This is a genomic window from Brachybacterium sp. SGAir0954, from assembly GCF_005490785.1.
Classification (GTDB): Bacteria; Actinomycetota; Actinomycetes; order Actinomycetales; family Dermabacteraceae; genus Brachybacterium; species Brachybacterium rhamnosum.
The window spans coordinates 2,155,770-2,179,006 of record NZ_CP027295.1 but is presented as its reverse complement, the minus strand read 5'-3'; the positions used below and the strand labels follow the sequence as shown (position 1 = coordinate 2,179,006).

At 73.2% G+C, this 23,237-nt stretch carries 19 protein-coding genes and 1 tRNA gene; 8 read left to right on the top strand and 12 right to left on the bottom strand.

From position 1 onward, the window contains the following. Nucleotides 1-130: 130 nt before the first annotated feature. Nucleotides 131-1,356 (top strand): IS3 family transposase gene (locus C1N80_RS09790; protein WP_240811088.1). Its coding sequence is split into 2 segments (ribosomal slippage): nt 131-416 and nt 416-1,356, totalling 1,227 coding nucleotides; the frame shifts between segments, so codons are not numbered across the junction. A gap of 218 nt (nt 1,357-1,574) precedes the next feature. Next, a complete protein-coding gene (recQ, locus tag C1N80_RS09785; protein WP_137770584.1) occupies nt 1,575-3,482 on the top strand; it encodes a DNA helicase RecQ in 1,908 nt (635 codons plus the stop codon). A gap of 333 nt (nt 3,483-3,815) precedes the next feature. Here the strand turns inward: recQ and C1N80_RS09780 are convergent. The 7 genes from C1N80_RS09780 to C1N80_RS09755 form a co-directional block, all read right to left on the bottom strand. After that, nucleotides 3,816-3,888: transfer RNA gene (locus tag C1N80_RS09780), tRNA-Ala, on the bottom strand. Between the two features lie 79 nt (nt 3,889-3,967). Beyond that, nucleotides 3,968-4,633, bottom strand: a complete 666-nt coding sequence (locus tag C1N80_RS09775; protein ID WP_137770583.1) for a histidine phosphatase family protein — start codon at nt 4,631-4,633, stop codon at nt 3,968-3,970. Then, on the bottom strand, nt 4,630-5,013 hold the full coding sequence (gene rsfS / locus C1N80_RS09770; RefSeq protein ID WP_137770582.1) for a ribosome silencing factor: 384 nt from the start codon (nt 5,011-5,013) through the stop codon (nt 4,630-4,632). Before rsfS ends, C1N80_RS09775 begins: the two co-directional genes overlap by 4 nt. After that, a complete protein-coding gene (locus C1N80_RS15820) occupies nt 5,010-5,957 on the bottom strand; it encodes a hypothetical protein (protein WP_240811087.1) in 948 nt (315 codons plus the stop codon). The genes rsfS and C1N80_RS15820 overlap by 4 nt, the downstream gene beginning before the upstream one ends. After that, complete coding sequence (gene nadD / locus C1N80_RS09760; protein ID WP_240811300.1) at nt 5,950-6,528, bottom strand: nicotinate-nucleotide adenylyltransferase; 579 nt, start codon at nt 6,526-6,528, stop codon at nt 5,950-5,952. The genes C1N80_RS15820 and nadD overlap by 8 nt, the downstream gene beginning before the upstream one ends. Before the next feature lie 35 nt (nt 6,529-6,563). Then, nucleotides 6,564-6,740 (bottom strand): hypothetical protein, encoded by a 177-nt coding sequence (locus C1N80_RS15535; RefSeq protein WP_168198077.1) that lies wholly within the window; start codon nt 6,738-6,740, stop codon nt 6,564-6,566. Nucleotides 6,741-6,793: 53 nt separating this feature from the next. Continuing rightward, nucleotides 6,794-8,083 carry a glutamate-5-semialdehyde dehydrogenase gene (locus C1N80_RS09755; RefSeq protein ID WP_137770580.1) on the bottom strand — a complete coding sequence of 430 codons (1,290 nt, stop codon included), beginning with the start codon at nt 8,081-8,083 and terminating at the stop codon, nt 6,794-6,796. A 43-nt stretch (nt 8,084-8,126) separates the two neighbouring features. On the opposite strand from C1N80_RS09755, the gene C1N80_RS09750 reads away from it, so the two are divergent. Continuing rightward, nucleotides 8,127-9,074 (top strand): ribokinase, encoded by a 948-nt coding sequence (locus C1N80_RS09750; protein WP_137770579.1) that lies wholly within the window; start codon nt 8,127-8,129, stop codon nt 9,072-9,074. A 56-nt stretch (nt 9,075-9,130) separates the two neighbouring features. Here the strand turns inward: C1N80_RS09750 and proB are convergent, their stop codons facing one another. The 5 genes from proB to C1N80_RS09725 all read right to left on the bottom strand — a co-directional run bounded on the left by proB (nt 9,131) and on the right by C1N80_RS09725 (nt 15,767). Next, nucleotides 9,131-10,285, bottom strand: coding sequence for a glutamate 5-kinase (gene proB / locus C1N80_RS09745; protein ID WP_137770578.1), 1,155 nt, complete (start codon nt 10,283-10,285; stop codon nt 9,131-9,133). Between the two features lie 2 nt (nt 10,286-10,287). After that, nucleotides 10,288-11,823 carry a GTPase ObgE gene (gene obgE / locus C1N80_RS09740; protein ID WP_137770577.1) on the bottom strand — a complete coding sequence of 512 codons (1,536 nt, stop codon included), beginning with the start codon at nt 11,821-11,823 and terminating at the stop codon, nt 10,288-10,290. A 100-nt stretch (nt 11,824-11,923) separates the two neighbouring features. After that, nucleotides 11,924-12,178, bottom strand: coding sequence for a 50S ribosomal protein L27 (gene rpmA, locus C1N80_RS09735; protein ID WP_137770576.1), 255 nt, complete (start codon nt 12,176-12,178; stop codon nt 11,924-11,926). A 42-nt stretch (nt 12,179-12,220) separates the two neighbouring features. Continuing rightward, nucleotides 12,221-12,529, bottom strand: coding sequence for a 50S ribosomal protein L21 (rplU, locus tag C1N80_RS09730; protein ID WP_137770575.1), 309 nt, complete (start codon nt 12,527-12,529; stop codon nt 12,221-12,223). 235 nt (nt 12,530-12,764) lie between these two features. Next, nucleotides 12,765-15,767: an Rne/Rng family ribonuclease gene (locus C1N80_RS09725; RefSeq protein WP_137770574.1), complete on the bottom strand. Its 3,003-nt coding sequence runs from the start codon at nt 15,765-15,767 to the stop codon at nt 12,765-12,767. Nucleotides 15,768-16,122: 355 nt separating this feature from the next. Between C1N80_RS09725 and C1N80_RS09720 the strand changes: the two genes are divergently transcribed. From C1N80_RS09720 to C1N80_RS09700, 5 genes are read left to right on the top strand one after another with little or no spacing between them, the layout of a single operon-like run. Continuing rightward, nucleotides 16,123-17,655: a cytochrome ubiquinol oxidase subunit I gene (locus tag C1N80_RS09720; RefSeq protein WP_137770573.1), complete on the top strand. Its 1,533-nt coding sequence runs from the start codon at nt 16,123-16,125 to the stop codon at nt 17,653-17,655. 19 nt (nt 17,656-17,674) lie between these two features. After that, complete coding sequence (cydB, locus tag C1N80_RS09715) at nt 17,675-18,757, top strand: cytochrome d ubiquinol oxidase subunit II (protein WP_137770572.1); 1,083 nt, start codon at nt 17,675-17,677, stop codon at nt 18,755-18,757. Further along, nucleotides 18,754-20,475: a thiol reductant ABC exporter subunit CydD gene (gene cydD, locus C1N80_RS09710; protein WP_205750638.1), complete on the top strand. Its 1,722-nt coding sequence runs from the start codon at nt 18,754-18,756 to the stop codon at nt 20,473-20,475. The genes cydB and cydD overlap by 4 nt, the downstream gene beginning before the upstream one ends. After that, nucleotides 20,472-22,112 carry a thiol reductant ABC exporter subunit CydC gene (gene cydC, locus C1N80_RS09705; RefSeq protein WP_137770571.1) on the top strand — a complete coding sequence of 547 codons (1,641 nt, stop codon included), beginning with the start codon at nt 20,472-20,474 and terminating at the stop codon, nt 22,110-22,112. The genes cydD and cydC overlap by 4 nt, the downstream gene beginning before the upstream one ends. Further along, nucleotides 22,109-23,227 carry a sensor histidine kinase gene (locus C1N80_RS09700; protein WP_137770570.1) on the top strand — a complete coding sequence of 373 codons (1,119 nt, stop codon included), beginning with the start codon at nt 22,109-22,111 and terminating at the stop codon, nt 23,225-23,227. Before cydC ends, C1N80_RS09700 begins: the two co-directional genes overlap by 4 nt. Nucleotides 23,228-23,237: the final 10 nt, after the last annotated feature.

Here is a 23,237-nt window from a genome sequence, read left to right as displayed (position 1 = left end):
CGAGTGACGGTCTGAGTAGTGACCAGGCTGCGCCGCTCGGCCTTGCCGTTCGCGTCGTTGCCGTCATAGGTGAAGGTGGTGGTGAAGCGCCCTGGGTTTCGTTCCGAGTCTCACGGAGAAGAATCGGAGCATGCTCAAGAAGTTCAGTCCCGAGTTGCGCGAACGAGCGGTCCGCATGGTGTACGACCGGCACTCGCTCGAGGGTGGTCCCAGTTCTGAGTCAATCCGAGCGGTCGCACCCCAGCTCGGAGTCGGTACGGAGACCCTGCGGATCTGGTGCAACCGTTACGGCCCCACCGAGCCCACGGTGGCTCATGGGGAGTCGCTCGAGGAGGAGAATCGTCGGCTCAGGCGCGAGCTCGCCGAGTCCCGGCGGGCCAACGAGATCTTGAAGGCCGCCTCGGTGTTTTTCGCCAAGGAGCTCGACCAGCCCACGACGAAATGATCGCTTTCATCGACGAACAGCGTGATCGCTTCGGGGTCGAGTGCATCTGCCGCATCCTGGGAGCGACAGAGCGTGGGTTCATCACCTCCCGCGGCTACCGTGCTGCGAAGCAGCGTCCGCCGTCGAAGAGGGCCGTCCGCGACGATACCTTGACCAGCGAGATCCGCCGGATCCACGCGAAGAACTACAGCGTCTACGGTTACCGGAAGATGCATCGCGCGATGCGCCGCGCCGGCTGGGACATGGGGCGCGATCAGACCAAGCGGCTGATGAAAGCTGCTGGTCTGTGCGGGATTCGCAGGGGCCGAAAGGTGTTCACGACGATCTCTTCGCAGGGGCCGGATCGTCGCCCGGATCTTGTCGAACGGGCCTTCACTGCCGCCAAACCGAATCAGCTGTGGGTCGCGGACATCACCTACTTCCGCATCCCGACGGGGTTCTGCTACACCGCGTTCATCACCGACGTCTGCACCCGGCGGATCGTGGGCTGGTCGGCCGCTACGAGCCTCCACACCGAGGCGCTGCCGCTGCAGGCTCTGGAGCAGGCTCTCCAGACGACGCCGGCGGAAGCATCTCGGGGCGGGCTGGTCCACCACAGCGACAGGGGCAGCAACTATGTCTCGCTGGCCTATTCCGATGCCCTCCTGGCCGCTGGAGTCCAGGCCTCGGTCGGATCGGTCGGGGACAGTTACGACAACGCCCTGGCTGAGACGGTCAACGGTCTCTACAAGGCTGAACTCATCCACAGGCGCCGAACCTGGCCAACGGCGACGGCGGTCGAGATCGCGACCCTTGACTGGGTGACCTGGTGGAACACTAAACGCCTCCATCAGGCCCTCGACTACCGCACCCCCGCGGAAGTCGAGTCGTCCTACACTCACCCCACGACGACCGCGCCCGCGACCGTCTAACCACGGAACGAAACCCAGGGCGCTTCACTTGCGAGCCTCTAGCAAACCCGGGGCGATTCAGAGTGGCGTCAGCGCGGCATGACGGTGGGTCATGGAACGGGTCCCCTCCCGCGAGATCGCTGTCTCGACGCCACCCTTCGTGCCGGTCAGGGACCCGTTCCTTTGTCCCTAACGCGGTGACCACAACGTCATGACCCGCAACACCTAGGCTGGAGGGCATGCCTCCCGCCTCGCCGTCCGACGCCCCTGCCCCCTCCGACGGCTCCGTGCCCTCCGACGGCCCCGTGCCCTCCCCCGCCCCGGCGGGCGGCGACGCGCTGCAGATCCTCTCGACCGTCTTCGGCTACGACGCGTTCCGCGGCGAGCAGGCGCAGATCATCGACCAGATCGCCGGCGGCGGGGACGCCGTCGTCCTCATGCCCACCGGCGGCGGCAAGTCGCTGTGCTACCAGATCCCCTCGCTGCTGCGGGAGGGCACGGGGATCGTCGTCTCCCCGCTCATCGCGCTCATGGCGGACCAGGTCGCGGCGCTCGGCGCCGTCGGCATCCGCGCCGCGTTCCTCAACTCGACCCTCGATCCGCATGAGGCGCAGGCTGTCGAGCAGCAGCTGATCGCCGGTGAGCTGGACCTCCTCTACATGGCGCCCGAGCGGCTCGTGCTCCCCCGCACCGTGCAGCTGCTGCAGCGGGCGAAGCTGGCCCTGTTCGCGATCGACGAGGCGCACTGCGTGTCCCAGTGGGGGCACGACTTCCGTCCCGACTACCTGGGCCTGTCGATGCTCGCCGAGGCGTTCCCCGGGGTGCCGCGGGTGGCGCTGACGGCGACCGCGACGGAGGCGACGCACCGGGAGATCACCGAGCGTCTGCAGCTGCAGGGAGCGCGGCACTTCGTGGCGAGCTTCGACCGCCCCAACATCCAGTACCGGATCGGCCCCAAGGACCGGGCCCGCGAGCAGCTGCTGCGGCTCATCCGCACCGAGCACGCGGGGGACGCGGGCATCGTCTACTGCCTCTCGCGGCGCAGTGTGGAGCAGACGGCGCAGTTCCTCGCCGACCAGGGCGTGCCGGCCCTGCCGTACCACGCGGGGCTCGACGCCCGGATGCGGCAGGACCACCAGGAGCGGTTCCTGCGCGAGGAGGGGCTCGTCATCGTCGCGACGATCGCCTTCGGCATGGGCATCGACAAGCCGGACGTCCGCTTCGTGGCGCACCTGGACCTGCCCAAGTCCATCGAGGGGTACTACCAGGAGACGGGCCGCGCCGGCCGTGACGGGCTCCCCTCGACGGCCTGGATGGCCTACGGCCTCGCCGACGTCGTGAACCAGCGGCGCTTCATCGACGAGAGCGAGGGCGGCGAGCAGTTCAAGCGCAATGCCCGCGCGCACCTCGACGCGATGCTCGCGCTGTGCGAGACGGTCGGCTGCCGGCGGGTGCAGCTGCTGCGGTACTTCGGCCAGGAGGCGGGCGAGCCCTGCGGGAACTGCGACACCTGCCTGTCCCCGCCGGAGACCTGGGACGCGACGACGGCCGCGCAGAAGCTGCTCTCCGCGCTGATCCGGCTCGACCGGGAGCGTGACCAGCGCTTCGGCTCCGGCCAGGTGATCGACGTGCTGCTGGGCAAGGAGTCGGACCGTTCCCGGCAGTCCCGTCACCACGAGCTGAGCGTGTGGGGCATCGGCACGGAGCTGACCGAGCGCGAGTGGCGCACGGCCCTGCGCCAGCTGCTGGCCCGCGGGATCGTCGAGGCGGTGGGCGACTACGGCGTGCTCGTCCCGGGGCGTGCGGCGGGGCCGGTGCTGCGCGGCGAGGAGACGGTCGAGCTCGCGGTGGACCGCACGCCGGCGAAGGTGCGCGGCGGGGCCGGTCGACGGCGCGGCGGCGGGGCGGCGGAGTCGCTCGAGCCCGCGCAGCGCGAGGTGTTCGAGGCGCTCCGGGCCTGGCGGACGGGCGTGGCGAAGGAGAAGCAGATCGCGCCGTACATGGTGTTCTCCGACGCGACCCTCGTGGGCATCATCCAGCAGCGGCCCGGAACCGTCGCGGAGCTCGGCGGGGTGAGCGGGGTGGGCGCGAAGAAGCTCGCGGAGTACGGCGAGCACGTGCTCGCGACGCTCGAGCAGGCGAGCTGAGCCGTCGCGCGACCCCTCGACGTCCAGCGCGACCCCGGCGAGGACCAGGCGCACGCGGGGAAGATGTACCCGCCTCGTGGTGCCGCCACACCGCTGGCTCACGATCGACAGCCACGGCGATCCGACCACCACCCCGCACTCACGGGACGCCTTGCAGACGCTGCACCCGTTCAGATACGCCCTGAAGGCTGTGTGCCGAGAGGAGCCGGCCCGCGCACCGCGGACCGGGTACCCGGAGCGGGGGCGGGGCCCGATCATGCCCGGAGCACGACGAAGGGCCCCACCTCGCGGTGGGGCCCTTCGGACGAGTCACTGTCTCAAGAGTTTCTCGAGTGGAGCTAGGGAGATTCGAACTCCCGACCTCTTCCATGCCATGGAAGCGCGCTACCAACTGCGCCATAGCCCCGTAGGGTGCCGCCCTCACGGTCCGGATCATCTCGCGATTCTCCGTCCCCGCTCCGTGGCGACTCCACTAGATTACATGGTCAGGGGGCTCCCGTGAAATCCGGAGGGAGGTTGTGTGACAGCAACCTCATCGCCTGCCCCGAGGGGTCCGAGACGAGCGGCTCGAGCACGCTGCGGTGGCAGTTCTCGAGCCCGCCGAGGCCCCGGAAGGTCTCCGGGTCCTCGCCCAGCAGGGCCGAGATCCCGAGAGTGATCGCGGCGCCGTGCGCGACGACCATGACCGTGCCGCCGGTGTTCTCCGCGATCAGCGAGCGTGCCGCGGCCGCGACCCGCTCCCCCACCGCGAGCCGTTCCTCGATGTCGAGCCCCGGCACCGGCCGGTGCGCGCGCCAGGCGGCGTGCTCCTGCGGCCAGCGGCCGCGGATCTCCTCGCCGCGCAGACCCTCCCACGCGCCGAAGCTGCGCTCGAGGAAGGCGGCGTCCGTGGTCACCGCGACCCCGCAGGCCGCACCGATGATCCGGGCGGTCTCGTGGGCGCGATCCAGCGGGGAGGCGACGATGAGGTCCGGCGGGTTCTGCGCGATGCTCGCGGCGGCGCGCGCGGCCTGCTTCCGGCCCGTCGCGTTCAGCGGGATGTCGACCTGGCCCTGGAGCCGGCCGTCACGGTTGTGGTCCGTCTGCCCGTGGCGCACCAGGACGAGACGGGTGTGCACCGGATGGTGCACCCCGGCATGACTGGTGCTCACGCGGTGGCGTCCCGGTCCACGTCGATGTCGAGATCCAGCACGGGGGCGTCGCGCCACAGGCGCTCGAGCGCATAGAAGGCACGGTCCTCGGCGTGCTGCACGTGGACGACGACGTCGCCGTAGTCCAGGAGGACCCAGCGCGAGTCCCGCTCGCCCTCGCGGCGCAGGGTCTTGCGGCGGCGCTGCTTGAGCAGCTCCTCCTCCACGGCACCCACGATCGCGGAGACCTGCCGCTCGGACTCGCCGGAGCAGACCAGGAAGACGTCGGTGATGACGATCTGCTCGGAGACGTCGAGACCGATCACCTCCTGGGCGAGCTTGTCCGCCGCGGCCTGGGCGGCGACGCGGGCGATGTCGAGGGCTTCGTCGGATGCGGTCACGCGGGGAGCTCCTGGATGCTCGAGGGGAGGGAGGCCGCCGGGGAGCCGGGGCCGGAAATGCTGGACAGGCTGGCGAGGTGGGCGTCGAGGGCCGGGGCGAGCGCCGAGGCGCTGCCCGAGCCGCCGAGCACACCGGTGATCAGCAGCACGACGAGCACGACGATCGCGAGGGCGATGAGCCCCCACACGACCCACAGCAGCGGGCGGCCGCCCGAGCGCTCGGGGCGGTGGAGGACGCGGCCGTCGAACCGCGGCGCGGGCCGGGGGTCGGGGGCCTGCGTGACGGAGAGCTCGCCGAGCTCCACGCCGTCGGCGTCCCGCTCGATCGTGGCGGTCGCGGCCGGCGTGCCCGTGGGCCGCGCGGCAGAGGCCGTCGCCGCGGCGCCGGCGGTCGCGGGCGCTGCGCCGTCGGCGGTCGGCGTGGACTCGGACGACGCCGTGCCGGACCGGGCGGTATCGGACGGGGCGGTGCCGGACGGCGCGGCCTCGGAGGACGACGCGTCACCGGTCGTGGCTGTTCCCGTGCCTCCCGTGCCGCTCGCCGCGCCGGTGGTGCCCGAGGTCAGCGCCGCCCCGGTGGAGACGGTGCCGGCGCCCGCCGCGCTGCCCGGTCGGGGCGCGGCCGGGGCTGCGGGCTCCTCGGCGGCGACCGCAGGGGATGCCGCGTCCGGTGCGCCGTCGGCCGACGGCTGCGCGGAGGGCTGCCCCGCCTGCTCGGGCGGCTCCTCCGTGAGCTCGATGATCCGCGCGCGCTTGCCGAACTTGCGCAGCGCGGGCGTCGGGGCGTCCGCGCCGGGGGCCGCGACCGCGCCGCGCACCGCGGGCGCGGCGGGCTGGTCGCCCCCGGCCTCCGCCACGGGGTGCGGGGCGAGGGCGGCGGCCTCCTCCTCGCTGAGCCGACGGGCGCGACGGCCGTGCCGGGGAGCCGCGGTGGACTCACTCATGAGCGTCTCCTCCTGTGTAGAGGGCGTACTTGCTGATGTATTGGACGACGCCGTCGGGCACCAGGTACCAGACGGGGGCCCCGGCGGCCACGCGGGTGCGGCAGTCCGTCGAGCTGATCGCCATGGCCGGCACCTCGATGAGGGTGACGCCGTCGGCCGGGAGACCGGAGGTGTCGAGCTCGTGCCCCGGCCGGGTGACCCCGACGAAGTGCGCGAGCTCGAAGATCTCCTCGTTGTCCTTCCAGGTCAGGATGTTCTGGAGGGCGTCAGCGCCGGTGATGAAGAAGAGGTCGGCGTCGTCGTGCTGGGCGTGGAGATCGCGGAGGGTGTCGATCGTGTAGGTGTCCCCGGGCCGGTCCACGTCCACCCGCGAGACGGTGAAGACGGGGTTCGCGGCCGTCGCGACGACGGTCATGAGGTAGCGGTGCTCCGGATCGGAGATCTCCCGCTCGGACTTCTGCCATGGGCGGCCGGTGGGCACGAACACCACCTCGTCCAGGGCGAAGACGCTCTGCACCTCACTCGCGGCGACCAGGTGGCCGTGGTGGATCGGGTCGAACGTCCCGCCCATCACGCCGATCCGTCGCCGCTGCTGCTCCATGGGGCTCAGTGATCGGTGTGGTGCTCGGAGTCCTCGTCACGCTGGTGGCTGCCGCCGACGAGGCTCGCGATGCCGAGCAGGATGAGCATCGTGATGAACGCCCCGATGCCGATGTACTGCGGCGGCACGCCCTCGGTGGCCTCGTGGCCGGCCTCGGCGAGGATGATGAGCTGATCGATCATGACTGGAAGCGCCTTTCCTGGGTGACCGCGTCATCATCCCACAGCACCCGGGGTCAGGGGCGCACGTGCCCCTGGCCCACGACGATCCATTTCGTGGCGGTGATCTCGGTCAGGCCCATCGGCCCGCGGGCGTGGAGCTTCTGGGTCGAGATGCCGATCTCCGCGCCGAAGCCGAACTCGCCGCCGTCGGAGAACCGGGTCGAGGCGTTCGCCATGACGACGGCCGAGTCGACCTCGGCGAGGAACCGCTGCTGCGAGGGGAGGTGGGTGGTGAGGATCGACTCGGTGTGCCCCGTGGACCAGGTGCGGATGTGCTCGAGCGCGGCGTCGAGGTCCTCGACCACGCGCACCGCGATCTCGAGGGCCAGGTACTCCGTGTCCCAGTCCTCCTCGGTGGCGGGCTCGCTCGCCACCCCGGCCTCGGCGAGGATCTCCCCCGCGCGCTCGTCGGCGTGGATCCGCACCCCGGCCTCGACGAGGCCCGGGGCGATCGCGGGGAGCGCCCGCTCGGCGACGTCCGCGTGGACGAGCAGCGTCTCGAGGGAGTTGCAGACCCCGATGCGCTGGGTCTTCGCGTTGTGGACGATCGCCGCGGCCTGCTCGAGGTCCGCGCTCGCGTCGACGAAGACGTGCGTGTTGCCGGTGCCGGTCTCGATGACGGGCACCAGGGAGTTCTCCACGACGCGCCGGATGAGGCCGGCGCCGCCGCGCGGGATGAGCAGGTCCACGAGGCCACGGGCGCGCATGAGCACGTCCACGCCGTCCCGACCGTGCTCGTCGATGCCGATGACGAGGTCCTCGGGCAGGCCCTGCGCGGCGAGCACGGAGCGGAGGACGGCGATGAGCGCGGTGTTGGAGTGCAGGGCGGCGGAGCCGCCGCGCAGCACGACGGCGCTGCCCGCCTTGAGGGAGAGGCCGGCGGCGTCGACCGTGACGTTGGGCCGGGCCTCGTAGACCATGCCGATCACGCCCATGGGCACGCGCACCTGGCGCAGCTCGAGGCCGTTGTCGAGCAGCCCGCCGCGCACCACCTCGCCCACCGGGTCCGGGAGGGCGGCGGCGTCGCGCAGCTGCTGGGCGATCGCGGCGACGCGCTCCTCGCTCAGCGCGAGGCGGTCCCGCAGGCCCGCCTCCATGCCGGAGGCGTCCGCGGCGGCGAGGTCGTGGGCGTTCGCCTCCACGATCTCCGTGCTGCGCTCGACGAGGGCGTCCGCCATGGCCAGCAGCAGGGCGTCCTTCTGGGAGCGGTGCAGCCGGGCGAGGGCGGGCTGGGCCTCCTTCGCGGCGCGGGCGGCCGCCAGGACGGCGGTCTCGACGTCGGTGTGCTCGCGGGTGACAGTCATGCGCTCCAGCGTACGCGGGGCGCGGCGAGGCACGATGGAGTGCATGAGTGATGAGATCGTCGTCGTGGTGGGCTCCCTGAACGTGGACCTCGCCCTCACCGTGGACCGCCACCCCTCCCCCGGGGAGACGCTGATCGCGGGCGGCGGTGGCCGCTCCCCCGGCGGCAAGGGGGCGAACCAGGCCCTCGCCGCCTCGCGCGCCGGCGCCGCGGTGCACATGGTGGGTGCCGTCGGGGACGACCCCGACGCCGAGGTCGCCCTCGGGCTCCTGCGCGAGGACGGCGTGGACCTCTCCGCCGTGGCGGTCGTCCCCCGGCCGACGGGCCTCGCCGTCGTCACGGTCGCGGCGGACGGCGAGAACGCCATCCTCGTGGTGCCCGGAGCGAACGCCTCCGTGGACGCGGCCGCCGTGGACCGGCACGCCGACCTCCTCGCCCGGGCCGCGGTGCTCGTGCTGCAGGGCGAGATCCCGCGCGAGGGCATCGAGGCGGCGGCGCGGGCGGCCCGCGCGGCGGGCGTCCGGGTGGTGCTCAACCCCGCCCCGGTGCTCGCCCTGGACCCCGCGGTGATGCGTGCCGCGGACCCGCTCGTCGTCAACGAGCACGAGGCGGCGGCGGTGCTCGAGCAGCTCCAGGGTGCAGGCACGGGCGCGACCACGGACGCGGGCGGGGACCGGGATCCGCAGGAGCTCGTCGCCGCCCTGCGGGGCGCGGGGGTGCGCTCCGTCGTGCTGACCCTCGGCGCCCGCGGGGCCGTCGTCGCGGGCCCCGCCCTCGATGCGGGCGACAGGACGGAGGTCGACGAGCCCGCGGTGATCCCGGCGGCGCAGGTCGAGGTCGTCGACACGACGGGGGCCGGGGACGCGTTCATCGGCGCGCTCGCCGCCCACCTCGCCGCGGGTGAGGGACTCGTGCGGGCCGCCGAGCGGGCGACTGCCTTCGCGGGGAGATCCGTCACCGCCCGCGGGGCCCAGTCGAGCTACCCGCGCTGAGCACCGGTGCCGCCGGGCGGGGGACCCCGCCCGTGCGGGCGCGGACCCCGTGGGGCTCAGCCCAGCATCACCATCGCGTCGCGGTGCACGACCGAGCGGCCGTAGTGGTCGCCGATGCGCTCGCGGAGCTCCGCGGTGGTGAGACCCGCCATGGCGCGGAGGTCCTCGCTCGAGTAGGCGACGAGGCCGCGGGCGATGACGGTGCCGTCGGGATCGGCGATGTCCACGGGGACCCCGGCGGAGAACGCCCCGGTCACCTCCGTGATGCCGACGGCCAGCAGGGAGCGGCGGCGGGAGCGGATCGCCGCCGCGGCGCCCTCGTCCAGGCGCAGCGTGCCCGCGCCGCGCGTCGCGTAGCGCAGCCACACGAGCCGGGAGCGGCGACGGCCCGTCTGCGCGGGGAAGAACGTGCCGACGTCCTCCCCGCGCACGGCGGCGCCGAAGCGGTCAGCACGGGTGAGGATCGTGGCCGTGCCGGTCGTCGAGGCGTGGTGGGCGGCGTCGAGCTTGGTGACCATGCCGCCCGTGCCGACCTTCGAGCCGACCGAGCCGACCTTCACGTCCACGAGCGCCGCGAAGTCGTCGACCACGCTGATCCGCTCGGCATCGGGCTCCGCCGGGTTCTTCGTGTACAGGCCGTCGACGTCCGTCAGCAGGACGAGGAGATCCGCGCCCAGGAGCTGCGCCACGAGCGCGGCGAGGCGGTCGTTGTCGCCGAAGCGGATCTCGTGGGTCGCCGTCGTGTCGTTCTCGTTGATCACGGGGATGACGCCCACGGCGAGCATCGCCTCGAGGGCCGAGCGCACGTTGCGGTAGGTGTCCGGGCGGATGACGTCCGCCTCGGTCAGCAGCAGCTGACCGGAGATCCGGCCGTGGGCGCCGAAGGCGGCGGCCCAGGCCGTGGCCAGCAGCGACTGGCCCACGGCCGCGCACGCCTGCTGGGTGGGCACGTCGCTCGGGCGCTCGTCCAGGCCCAGCGGGCCCAGCGCCGCGGCGATCGCACCGGAGGAGACCAGCACGACGTCCCAGCCGCCGTGCAGGAGCTCGGCGACCTGGTCTGCGATGAGCCGCAGTCCGGTCTCGTCGAGGTGGCCGTCGGCGCGGGTGAGGCTCGAGGAGCCGATCTTGACCACCGCCCGCCGCGGTCCGGGGATGTCGGTGCGTGCGAGCAGCCTCGCCGGCTGATGCGGTTCGGCGGGGACGGTGACCATGCTCAGTTCTCCTCGTCGCTGATCGTCGGATCGGCCCAGTGGCCGGCGCGTCGCTCCTTCTCCATCGCCTCGATCCGCTGCATCCGGGACGCCGTGCGCTCCCGCTGCTCCTCACGCTTCTGCTCACGCGTGGGGCGGTGGTGGTCCTCGAGGCGGCGATCCGCGCCGCGCGCGCCGAGCAGGAGCTCGGCGCCGCCCACCATTGTGGGCTCCCAGTCGAAGACCACGGCGTCCTGTCCAGGACCGATGATCACGGTCGAGCCCGCGACGGCCCCTGCCTTGTACAGCGCCTCCTCCACGCCCACCTTCGCGAGGCGGTCCGCGAGATAGCCCACGGCCTCGTCGTTCGCGAAGTCGGTCTGCTTGACCCAGCGCTCGGGCTTGTCACCCACGACGCGGAAGGCGTTGTCGCCCTCGAACTGCTCCTTGACCACCTCGAACTCGCGGCCGCCGCGCGCACGCGGCGTGAGCACGATGGGTGCCTCCTCGGGCTCGGGCAGCGAGGCCCGCGCCTCCTCGACGAGGCCCGCGAGGACGAAGGACAGCTCGCGCAGGCCCTTGTGGGACACGGCGGAGATATCGAGGATCGGCACGCCGCGGTCGCCCAGGCGCTCACGGACGAGGTCCGCCATGTCGGCGCCGTCGGGCACGTCCGTCTTGTTCAGGACGATGACGGTGGGGCGCTCCATGAGCGGCACGCGGTCGCCGGCGCCCTCGTCGAGGCCCGCGGCGTAGGTCGCGAGCTCGTTCTCGATGGTCTCGAGATCGGAGACCGGGTCGCGGTCCGACTCGAGGGCGGCCGTGTCCAGCACGTGCACGATGACGTGGCAGCGCTCGATGTGGCGCAGGAACTCCAGTCCCAGTCCCTTGCCCTGGCTCGCGCCGGGGATCAGGCCGGGGACGTCGGCGATCGTGTACCGGTGCTCGCCGGCCTCGACGACGCCGAGGTTCGGCACGAGCGTGGTGAAGGGGTAGTCGGCGATCTTGGGCCGGGCGGAGCTCATCGCGGCGATGAGCGAGCTCTTGCCGGCGCTCGGGTAGCCCACGAGCGCGACGTCGGCGACGGTCTTCAGCTCGAGGACCAGGTCGCGCTCCTCCCCCGGCTCACCGAGCAGCGCGAAGCCCGGGGCCTTGCGCTGGCGGGAGGACAGGGCCGCGTTGCCGAGGCCGCCCTGGCCGCCCTGGGCGGCGACGAAGCGGGTGCCGACGCCCACGAGGTCCGCGAGCACCTGGCCGTCGGCGGTCGCGACGACGGTGCCGTCGGGCACGGGGAGGATCAGGTCCTCGCCGCGCGCCCCGGCGCGCATGTCGCCCTTGCCGAAGCCGCCCGAGGTGGCCTTGCGGTGGGGCTTGTGGTGGTAGGCGAGCAGGGTCGTGGTGGACGGGTCCACCTCGAGGATCACGTCGCCGCCGCGGCCGCCGTCGGCGCCGTCGGGCCCGGCGAGGGGCTTGAACTTCTCGCGGCGGATCGAGGCGGCGCCGTTCCCGCCGGCACCGGCGATGACGTGGAGCTGGACGCGGTCGACGAACGTGGCCATGGGTGCCCTCCCGAGGGCTCTGGAGCGGATATGCATCGAGGGGCGGAGCAGCGGCTCCGCCCCTCGAGAGGCTGGGTTCCCGGACGGGCCGGGAGCGGGATCAGGCAGTCTCGACGACGCTGACCACGCGACGGTCGCGCTTGCGGCCGAACTCGACGGTGCCCGCGGTGAGCGCGAACAGCGTGTCGTCGTTGCCGCGGCCGACGCCGTCGCCCGGGTGGATGGAGGTGCCGCGCTGGCGGACGATGATCTCGCCCGCGCCGACAACCTGGCCGCCGAAGCGCTTCACGCCGAGGCGCTGCGCGTTCGAGTCGCGACCGTTCTTGGAGGAGCTTGCGCCCTTCTTATGTGCCATGAGGAGTGACCTTCTCTCGAGTCTTCGACGTCGCTAGGACGATCAGGCGATGCCGGTGATCTTGAGGCGCGTGAGCTCCTGGCGGTGGCCCTGGCGCTTCTTGTAGCCGGTCTTGTTCTTGTACTTGAGGATCCGGATCTTCGGACCGCGGAGGTCCTCGACCTTCTCCGCCGTGACCTTGACCTTGCCGAGGTCGGCCTGCGTCGAGGTGATCTTGTCACCGTCGACCAGCAGGACGGGGGCGAGCTCCACGGAGTCGCCCGCCTCGCCGGCCACGCGGTTGATCACGATGGTGTCGCCGACCGACACCTTCTCCTGACGGCCGCCTGCGCGGACGATTGCGTACACCACGTCACTGCTCCATCTCGATGAGTACTGCTGCTTCTGCTGAGGGGCGCCGTTCCCCGGGTCGAACCGCCGACCTGCGACCGTCGACCGGTCCCGCGGACGGGAGGGAGGCTGCGGCCAGGCGGACCCGGAGGGGAAGGGCATCGGCGCGCTGAGCGCCACGGGACAGCCTACGATCCCCACACCCTGCGGTCAACCACGGTGTGCGCCGCGACCTGCAGGAATGCTGTGGAACGCGTCACGCCTCGGAGTTCAGGGCGCTCTGGTCCTCCCCCTGACTCTCCTCCTGGCTCTTCGCCTGGGTGTCATCCGCGGGCGCGGCCTCGACGTGCGCCGGAGCAGGCTCCTCGCCCTCCGTCACCGCCACGACCTCGCCGTCCACGACGACCTCCGGGTGCGGGTGCGAGGTGGTCGCCGCCGCGATGGAGGCGATCGTCGCGCGCGCCAGGGCCCGCGTGTCGTCGTTGCCCAGGCGGTGCACGTCGCCCGAGTCCTCGGCGTGCTCGCCGGCGCTCTCGCCGCCGTTCTCGGCGCTCTTCTCCGCCTCACCGCCCTCGGAGTCCTTGCCGCGACCGCGGCCGCGGCGGCGCTTGCCCGAGCGGGAGGAGCCGGAGGAGGACTGCTCGTCCGGTCCGTCGATGCGGGCGCCTCCGCCGTCGCCGTGCTGGTGCGCCTCGCCGTCGATGTCCACGAGGACGCCGCGGCCGTTGCAGTGCTCGCAGGTGGTGGAGAAGGTCTCCACGAGGCCCTGGCCCACGCGCTTGCGGGTCATCTGCACGAGGCCCAGCGAGGTGACCTCGGCGACCTGGTGCTTGGTGCGGTCACGGCCCAGGCACTCGACCAGGCGCCGCAGCACGAGGTCGCGGTTGGACTCGAGCACCATGTCGATGAAGTCGATGACGATGATGCCGCCGATGTCGCGCAGCCGCAGCTGGCGCACGATCTCCTCGGCGGACTCGAGGTTGTTGCGGGTCACCGTCTCCTCGAGGGAGCCGCCGGAGCCGGTGAACTTGCCGGTGTTGACGTCGATGACCGTCATCGCCTCGGTGCGGTCGATGACGAGGGAGCCGCCGGAGGGCAGGTAGACCTTGCGGTCCATGGCCTTGAGCAGCTGCTCGTCCACGCGGTGCTTCGCGAAGGAGTCCTTCGGGCCGACGTGCGCGGTGACGCGCTCGAGGAGGTCCGGGGCCACGTCCTTGACGTACTCGTGGACGGCCTCGTAGGTCGAGGAGCCCTCGACGATCAGCGAGGTGAAGTCCTCGTTGAAGACGTCGCGGACCACCTTGATCGCGAGGTCGGGCTCCTGGGAGAGGGCGATCGGCGCGGAGCGCGCCTTCTGCGCCTTCTGGATCTTCTCCCACTGGGCGCGCAGGCGCTCGACGTCGTGGGTCAGCTCCTCCTCGCTCGCCCCCTCGGCGGCGGTGCGCACGATGACGCCCGCGTCCTCGGGGATGAGCTGGCGCATGATCTTCTTCAGGCGGTTGCGCTCGGTGTCCGGGAGCTTCCGGGAGATGCCCGTCATCGAGCCACCGGGCACGAAGACGACGTAGCGGCCGGGGAGCGAGATCTGGCTCGTGAGCCGTGCGCCCTTGTGGCCGATCGGGTCCTTGGTGACCTGGACCAGCACCGGGTCGCCGCTCTTGAGGGCGAGCTCGATGCGGCGCGGCTGGCCCTCGAGGCCCACGGCGTCCCAGTTGACCTCACCGGCATAGAGCACGGCGTTGCGGCCCTTGCCGATGTCCACGAACGCGGCCTCCATGGAGGGCAGCACGTTCTGGACCTTGCCCAGGTACACGTTGCCGACCATCGAGGTGTGCGACTTCGCGGCGACGTAGTGCTCGACGAGCACGTCGTCCTCGAGCACGGCGATCTGCGTGCGGCCCGGGCGCTCGCGCACGATCATCGAGCGCTTCACGGACTCACGGCGGGCGAGGAACTCCGCCTCGGTGATGACGTTGCGACGACGACCGTTGTCACGGCCCTCGCGGCGGCGCTGCTTCTTGGCCTCGAGGCGCGTGGAGCCCTTGACGGCCTTCACCTCGTCGCGGGCCTCGCGGACCTTGACGACGGTGTTGGGCGGATCGTCGGGGGAGGTCGACTCGCCGTCCCCCGCGTCGGAGCGGCGACGGCGGCGACGCCGGCGCGAGCTCGAGGAGGAGCCGGCCTGGTCCTGGTCGTCGGGACCGGAGTCCTCGGAGCCGGAGCCCTCGGTCCCGGCGTCCTCCGCCGAGCCCTCGGGGGCGCTGTCGCCCTCGGCGGGCTCCTCGGAGCGGGCGCCCGCGCCGCGACCGCGGCCCCGGCGGCGACCGGAGCGCGAGCGCGAGGAGCGACCCTCGCCCTCGGCACGCTGCTCGGCGTCGTCCTGGGGGTCCTCGTCCTGCGGGGTGTCGGCTTCGGCGTCGTCGGCGTCACCGGCGGCATCGCCCCGGTCGTCCTCGCCCTGCTCCTCGTCGCGGGCGTCGTCCTCGCCGCGACCGCGGCCGCGGCGACCGCGGCCACCGCGGCGGCGACGGCGGCGGGAGGCGCCGGAGCGCTGCTCGTCGTCATCGTCGGAGCCCTGGGCGTCGCGCTCGTCCCGGTCGCGGTCGTCCGCGTCGGTCCCGTCGGCGTCCTCGCGGTCCTCCGCGCTGTCGGGGGTCTCGTCGTCCTCGTCCTCGGCGAACACGGGCAGACCGGGGCCGACGGTGGTCCGGGGCTGCACGGGCGCCGGCGCCTGGAACAGGAGCGAGGCGAAGTCGAGCTGGGCGCGCTCGCGGCGCTCCCGACCGTCCTCGTCGGCGCGGTCGCCGCTGCCGCGGGCATCGGCGAGGGCGCGGAGATCCGCGACGACGCTCGAGGTGTCGTGGTCGTCCTCGGCGGGACGCTCGCGCTCGGCGCGGGCGGCGGGCTCGGGCGCCGCAGGGGTGTCCTGCTCGACGTCGGCCTCCGGCGCGGGGGCCGGGGCCTCCTCGACCTCGGGCTCGGACTCGGGAGCGGGATCGGTGGCCGCGCGGAACACGGGGGCACCGGCCGGGGCGCCGGCCGCGCGGCGGCGGGTTCGCTTCGGAGCGGCGGGCTCGGCAGACGCCGCGGCCTGCTCGGGCACCGAGGTGCGGGGCGCCGTGGCGGTCTCGGAGGACTCCGCGGCGGACGTCTCGACGACGGACGGCGCCGGGGCGCCGGCGGGGGCTCCCGCCGCGCGGCGGCGGGTGCGACGGGGTGCGGGATCCGCAGGATCGGGGGTGGTGGTGCTGTCAGCCATGAGGCCGTCTCCTTCGAAAGGATCCAGCGCACCCTGGGTCCACGTGGTCATCGTCCTGGGGGACGGAAGTCTCCGGCCCTCGCCAGGCGCTGCTCCCGAGGGGAGCGCAGCGTGTCGATGGAGGAGCCGACTCGGTCGCGACGGACGCGTCACCGGTGCTCCGGCGCATCGACGCCGGGAGGTTCCCCCACCCGGTACGGAGCAGGAGAGTGCCGCGGTCAGTATGGCACAGCGGAACCCTCGGAACGGGGTGCGTGTCACGCGGTCAGGAAGGACCATGGTCCTCGTGGGCGCGCCGCGGTGCGCCGTACGGTCGTCATGGCGTCCCCGTCGCCCCCCTCGACTTGGAGCATTCATGGAAGCCCTCGATCTCGCCCGGTGGCAGTTCGGCATCACCACCGTCTACCACTTCCTCTTCGTCCCGCTCACGATCGGCCTCTCGCTGCTCGTCGCGGTCATGCAGACCTTCTCCGTGTTCGCGAAGGACCCGGACCGCAAGGACGCCTGGACCCGTATGACGAAGTTCTTCGGCTCCCTGCTCGTGCTGAACTTCGCGATCGGCATCGCGACGGGCATCGTCCAGGAGTTCCAGTTCGGTCTGAACTGGTCGGAGTACGCGCGCTACGTCGGGGACGTGTTCGGCGCGCCGCTCGCCCTCGAGGGGCTCATCGCCTTCTTCCTCGAGTCGGTGTTCCTGGGGCTGTGGATCTTCGGCTGGAACAAGCTGCCCGAGAAGATCCACCTGCTGACGATCTGGGCGGTCGCCCTGGGCACCACCTGCTCGGCCTATTTCATCGTCGCCGCGAACTCCTTCATGCAGCACCCCGTGGGCGCGACCCTGAACCCGGAGACCGGCCGCGCGGAGCTCGACTCGCTCTGGGCGGTGCTCACCAACGTCACGACGCTCGCCGCCTTCCCCCACGTGATCGCGGGCGCCTGGCTCGTCGCCGCCGCCTTCGTCACCGGCATCGCCTCCTGGCACATGGTCAAGCACCACCGCGCCGCGGACGACGTGGGCCGGGACACCGAGGAGGGCTCGCGCCAGCACGAGCTCGCCCGCGGCCTCTACCGGCCCACGGTGCGCTTCGGCGTGCTCGCCATGGTCCTGGCCGCGATCGCCCTGGTGGTCTCCGGTGACCAGCAGGCGCAGATCATGTTCAAGCAGCAGCCGATGAAGATGGCCTCGGCCGAGGCGCTGTGCGAGACCGAGACCGGCGCCTCCTTCTCGATCCTCACCGTGGGCGGGCCCGACGCCTTCGCCCAGGACTGCTCGAGCATCACCCACCTCATCGAGGTCCCCTACGTGACCTCCTTCCTGGCCACCCACACCTTCGACGCGACCCTCCAGGGCGTCGACGAGCTCAACGCCCAGGCGCAGGAGGAGTTCGGCTCGACGGTGACGGACATCCACGGGAACCAGGTCACCGCGGAGTACCGCCCCAACCTCTTCGTCACCTACTGGTCCTTCCGCCTGATGATGGGTCTCGCGGCGTTCAGCGGCGTCGTCGCGCTGTGGGCCCTGTGGGCCACGAGGAAGGGCCGCACCACCGGCTCGCGCGCCTTCCAGTGGTTCACCGTGCTCGCGATCCCCATGCCGTTCTTCGCGAACTCCGCCGGCTGGGTGTTCACCGAGATGGGACGCCAGCCCTGGGTGGTGCACCCCAACCCCGACGACCCGACCGTGCGGCTCATGACGCTCCAGGGGGTCTCGAGCCATCCCGCGGGCTGGGTGGTGGCGAGCCTGATCGCCTTCACGCTCGTCTACGGCGTCCTCGCGGTCGTGTGGTTCCTGCTCATCCGGCGCACCGCGCTCCAGGGCGCCCCGCTGCCCCACCGCGACCCGGACACGGGGCAGCTGGACACGCCCATGCTCTCCTTCGACTACTGAGAACGGAAGGACGACCACCATGGACCCCCTCCTCGCCCCCACCGGCCTCCAGATCGCCTGGTTCGCGCTCATCGCGCTCCTGTTCGGCGTGTACTTCGTGCTCGAGGGCTTCGACTTCGGCGTGCAGATGAACGTGGGCACCCTCGCCCGCGACGACCACGAGCGCCACACCCTGCTGAGCACCATCCACCCCGTCTGGGACGGCAACCAGGTGTGGATCATCACCGGCGCCGCCGCGATCTTCGCGGCCTTCCCCGAGTGGTACGCCACGCTCTTCTCCGGCTTCTACCCCGTGCTGCTGCTCCTGCTGTTCTCACTGATCGTGCGCGTGGTCGCTTTCACCTATCGCGACGCGCGACCCGGCGACGCGTGGCGCCGCGCCTGGGACGGGATCCACGTCGCGACCGGCTTCCTGCCGCCGTTCCTCTGGGGCATCGTGCTCGGCGACGTCGTCGCGGGCGTCGAGATCGACCAGAACCGCTGGGTCGTGACCTCCGCCGCCGGGCTCCTGCAGCCCTTCGCGCTCCTCGCCGGGGTGGTGCTCGTGCTGCTGTTCTGGCTGCACGGCTCTCACTACCTCACGCTCAAGCTCCAGGGCGACCTGCGGGAGCGGGCCCGCCGCCGGGCACGACTGCTCATGCTCCCCGCCCTCCTGGGCGGCGCCGCGCTGCTGCTCTGGTACCAGCTGGCGTACTCGCACCAGTCGTGGACCTGGGCGCCGCTGCTCGTGGCGGCCCTCGCCCTCGTGGGGACTCTTCTCGCCCAGCGCGGCCGGCGCGAAGGGCTCACCCTCGTGGGGACAGGCGTCGCGATCCTCGCCGCGGCGGCGACGCTGTTCGGCGGACTGTTCCCCTACGTCATGCCGTCCACGGGCCTCGAGGGCACCGGGCTGACGGTCGCGGGCTCCTCCTCGACCCCGCACACGCTGACCATCATGCTCGTCGTGACCTGCATCCTCGTGCCGGTGATCCTCGTCTATCAGAGCTGGGCGTACTGGGTGTTCCGCCATCGTCTGAACGAGGACGGCTCCACCCGGGCCACCGTGAAGCCCCTCGCCGCCCGCCTCGCCGAGGGCCACCGTCGGGCGTTCGAGGCGGAGTGACCGCCCCCGCCGAGACCCCCGTCGGCAGCCGGGTCGACGCCCCGGCGGCGCCCGCCCGCCGCAGCCGCGCGCCCCTGGACCCGCGCCTCGTGCGGGAGGTGCGGGCCGCCCGGGGCCACGTGCTGCGCACCGTGCTGCTGGGGCTCGTGCAGGCGGGCTGCGCGATCACCGTCGCGCTCGGGCTCGCGCGGCTCGGCACGGCGCTGCTGCAGGACGGCACCCTGCCGACGGCCCTGCCGGGGACGCTCGCCGCCGTCCTCCTCGCCCTCGGCGTGAGGGCGCTCGCGGCAGGGATCACCGAGCGCTACGGCCACCGCTCCGCGACGGCCACGATCGCGGACCTCCGGCTGCGCCTGGTCTCCCACACGGCGGAGCTCGGCCCCCGGGCCGGAGCGGGGCGCGGGGCGGACGTCGCTTCGCTCGCGACGAGCGGGCTGGAGAAGCTGCGGCCCTATCTCGTGGGTTACGTCCCCCAGCTCCTGCTCGCCGCGACCGTCACCCCGCTGTGCCTCCTCGTGATCGCCCTGCTGGACCCGCTGAGCGCCGTCATCACCCTCGTGACCCTGCCGCTGATCCCGCTATTCATGATCCTCGTGGGCTCCCTCACCGTGGGCCGCTCCGCCCGGCTCATCGAGGACATGCGCTCGCTGTGGGCGCAGCTGCTGGACCTCGTGGACGGGCTGCCCACCCTGCGCGCCCTGGGCCGCGAGCACGGGCCCGAGCGCACCGTGCGCGCGCTCGGCGACCGCCACCGCGCCTCCGCCCTCGGCTCGCTGCGCTACGCCTTCCTCTCCTCGATGGTGCTCGAGTTCCTCTCGACCCTGTGCGTCGCCCTCGTCGCGGTGAGCATCGGTCTCCGGCTCGTCGCCGGGGAGATGGAGCTCGCCCCGGCGCTCGCGGTGCTCGTGCTCGCCCCCGAGGTGCACCTGCCGCTGCGGAGCGTCGGCGCCCGCTACCACGCCTCGACCGATGGCCTCGCGGCGCTCGACGCGACCTTCACCGTGCTCGCGGAGCCCCTGTCCTCAGCGGGAACGCTGCCCGCGCCGGACCTGCGCCGCTCGACCCTCGCCCTGCGGGACATCGCCGTGGCCTCCCGCCATGGTCTCGCCCCGGACGGCGCCGAGCTCACCCTGCGCCCGGGCCGCGTGCTCGCGCTCACCGGCGCCTCCGGGACCGGCAAGACCACCGCCGTGCAGGTGCTGCTGGGCCTGCTCGACCCCGACCGCGGACGCGCCGAGGTGATCGGGCCCGACGGCGCCGTGACCGACGTCCGCGACCTGGACCGGCGCAGCTACTGGGACCAGCTGACCCTGCTCCCCCAGCGCCCGGTGCTCCCACCGGGCACGCTCCGCGAGGTGCTCGCCGCCGCCCGTCCCGATGCCGGCGCGGAGGAGCTCGAGGAGGCGGCGCGGCTCACGGGGCTCGCCCCGGTCATCGCGGCCCGCGGCTGGGACGCCGACCTCGGCCGCGGCGGTCGCGGCCTGTCCCTCGGCGAGCGGCAGCGCCTCTCCCTCGCTCGGGCGCTCCTGTCCCCCGCCCCGCTCGTGGTCCTCGACGAGCCGACGGCCCACCTCGACGGCGGCACGGAGCAGATCGTCCTGGACCTCGTGGACCGCCTGCGCGAGCAGGGACGCACCGTCCTCGTCGTCGCGCATCGTGAGACCCTCCTCGGACGGGCGGACGACGTCGTGTCCCTCGGGACGGAGGTGACCCGATGATCGCGCTGCGCACGGCGGAGCGGGCCCTCGCGCTCCCGCGGGGTCGGCTGCTCGCCGCCGTCCTCGCCGCCGCCGCGACCGCCGGGGCGGCCTTCGCCCTCGCCGCGGTCTCCGCCTATCTCGTCACCCGCGCCTGGACGATGCCGCCCGTGCTCGACCTGACGGTCGCGGTGGTCGCCGTGCGCGCCCTCGGAGTCTCCCGGGCGGTGCTGCGCTGGCTGGACCGGATGCTCGCGCACGACGTCGCCCTGCGCGGCGTCGTCTCCCTGCGCGCCACCCTGTACACGGCGCTCGCCTCCCGTCGCGACGACGCGCTGACCCGCCTGCGCCGCGGCGACCTGCTCACCCGGCTCGGGGACGACGCCCAGGAGCTCGGCGACCACGTCGTCTCCGCGATCGTCCCCGCGCTCGTCGCGGCCGTGATGGCCGTGGTCGCCGTCGTCACGATCGCGCCGATCTCGCCGCTCGGCGCGGCGGCGATGCTACTGGGACAGCTCGTCGCCGCTCTCCTCGCCCCCGCCGCCGCGCACCGCGCGGCCCGGGTGCGGGAGGAGGCGGTGGTCGAGGGCCGCGCGGGGGTGGGCACGAGCCTGCTCGAGATCCTCGACGACGCGACCTCCCTGCGGCTCGAGGGCCGGCTCGAGGACTCCCTGACCGGTCTCGCCGCCTCCCAGCGGCGCCAGGACCGCGCCCTGGACCGCGCCGCCCTGCCTTCCGCCCTCGCGACGGCCGCCGTGCCGCTCGCGATCGCCCTGACCGTGCTCGGGTCCCTGATCGCGGCGGGCGCCGCGTGGTCCGCCGGCGCCGCGACCGCCGGGCAGATCGGCGTCCTCGTGCTCCTGCCGCTCTCCGCCTTCGAGGCCGCGACCGCGCTGCCCGCCGCGGCCGCCCAGCACGCCCGCTCCCGCTCCGCCGCCGCCCGCCTCGAGGCCGCGGCCGGTGAGCGCTGGGACGCGGCCCGACCGGAGCCCTCCCGCACCGCCGAGCGCGCGATCACCGCGCCGCTGCGCGCCCAGGGGCTCACCGCGGGCTGGTCGGCCGGGGCGCCGGTCGTCCGGGACCTCGACCTCGACCTGCCCGCCGGGTCGCGGCTCGCGGTGCTCGGTCCCTCCGGCAGCGGGAAGACCACGCTGCTGCTCACGCTCGCCGGGCTGCTCGACCCGCTCGCGGGCACCGTCGACGCCGCGGGCCAGGACCCTCGCCAGCAGGTCACGGCCTTCCCCGAGGACTCGCACGTCTTCGCGACGACGCTGCGGGAGAACCTGCGCGTGGTGCGCGGGGACCTCGCGGACAAGGAGGCGCTCTCAGCGCTCGGGGCCGTCGGCCTCGCGGCATGGGTGGGCACCCTCCCGGCGGGGCTCGACACCCTGCTCGGACCGGACGGCACCACCGTCTCCGGCGGCGAGCGGCGTCGCCTGCTGCTCGCGCGCGCCGTGGTGCGCCGCGGCCCGGTGCTCCTGCTCGACGAGCCCACCGAGCACCTCGACGCCGCCCGCGGCGACGCGCTGCTGCGCGCCCTGCTCACCCCCGGGGACGAGTCCCTCGTGCCGGCGACGAGCACGGTCGTGGTCGTCACCCATCGGGAGTCGGCGATCCCGCCCGGCACCCCCGTGCTCAGGATCGAGGAGCTCCGATGACCCGCACCCGGATCCAGGACCTCACGAGCGCCGTGCTCGCGGGCGCGGAGCCCGAGGAGCTGCTCGAGCTGCTCGTCCGCTCGGCGCGCACGGACCTCGGGGCGGAGAACGCCCTGCTCGTGCTCGCCGACGGCGCCGGCGGCTGGATCGTCGAGCTCGCGGACGGCCCCTCCTCCTCCCGTCTGCTCGGCGCCCCCGTCCCGGCGGCGTCGGGTCTCGGCACCGCGCTGCGCACCGGTTCGGCGGAGGGCGTCGAGTCGATCGCGACGGTGGACCTCGGCTCCGGGATGCTCGCGGTGGACGCCGCGGTGGTCGATGCCGGGGAGCACGGGACCGGCGCCCTGCTGGTGCTCGGCCCGCCGACGACGACCGGTCCCTCACGCGCCGGCACCGGCAGCCGGGAGCGGCTCGACGCGCTCGCCGCGCTCGTGGCGCTCACGCTGCGCCTCCCGGACCTCGGCGACGCGGGCGAGCTCGACGACGAGCGCGGGCGCATCGCCCGCGACCTCCACGACCTCGCGATCCAGGAGCTCTTCGCGGTGGGGATGGAGCTCGAGGCCCTCGCCCAGTCGCTCTCCTCCACCGGCGAGCCGCCCAGCAACGCGCGGATCCGCTCGGCGGTCGCCGCCGGCGTCGAGGGCGTCGAGAACGCGGTGGCGCAGATCCGTCAGATCGTGCAGTCCCTGCGCCGCGAGCGCAGCGAGGCGACGCTCGCGGAGCGGCTGCGCCACGAGGTGGGCCTCGCCACCAGCGGGCTCGGCTTCGTGCCGACCCTGCGTATGCCCGCGGACCCCTCGGAGCTCGACCGCATGCTCCCCCGGGAGATCGCCGAGGACGTGGTCGCCGTGGTGCGCGAGTGCCTCGCCAACGCCGCCCGGCATGCCCATGCGAGCGCGGTCGCCGTCTCGGTCAGCGTGATCGAGGAGGGGGTGGACCGGGTGGTCCAGGTCGACGTCTCGGACAACGGCCGCGGGATCGACCCGTCGGTGCGCCGCCGCAGCGGTCTCGCGAACATGTCCTCGCGGGCGCGGCGGCACTCCGGCTGGGTCGACGCGATCAGCCTCGAGCCCGGCACGATGATCTCGTGGCGGGTGACGCTGCCCCCGGAGGACTGAGGAGGACTGG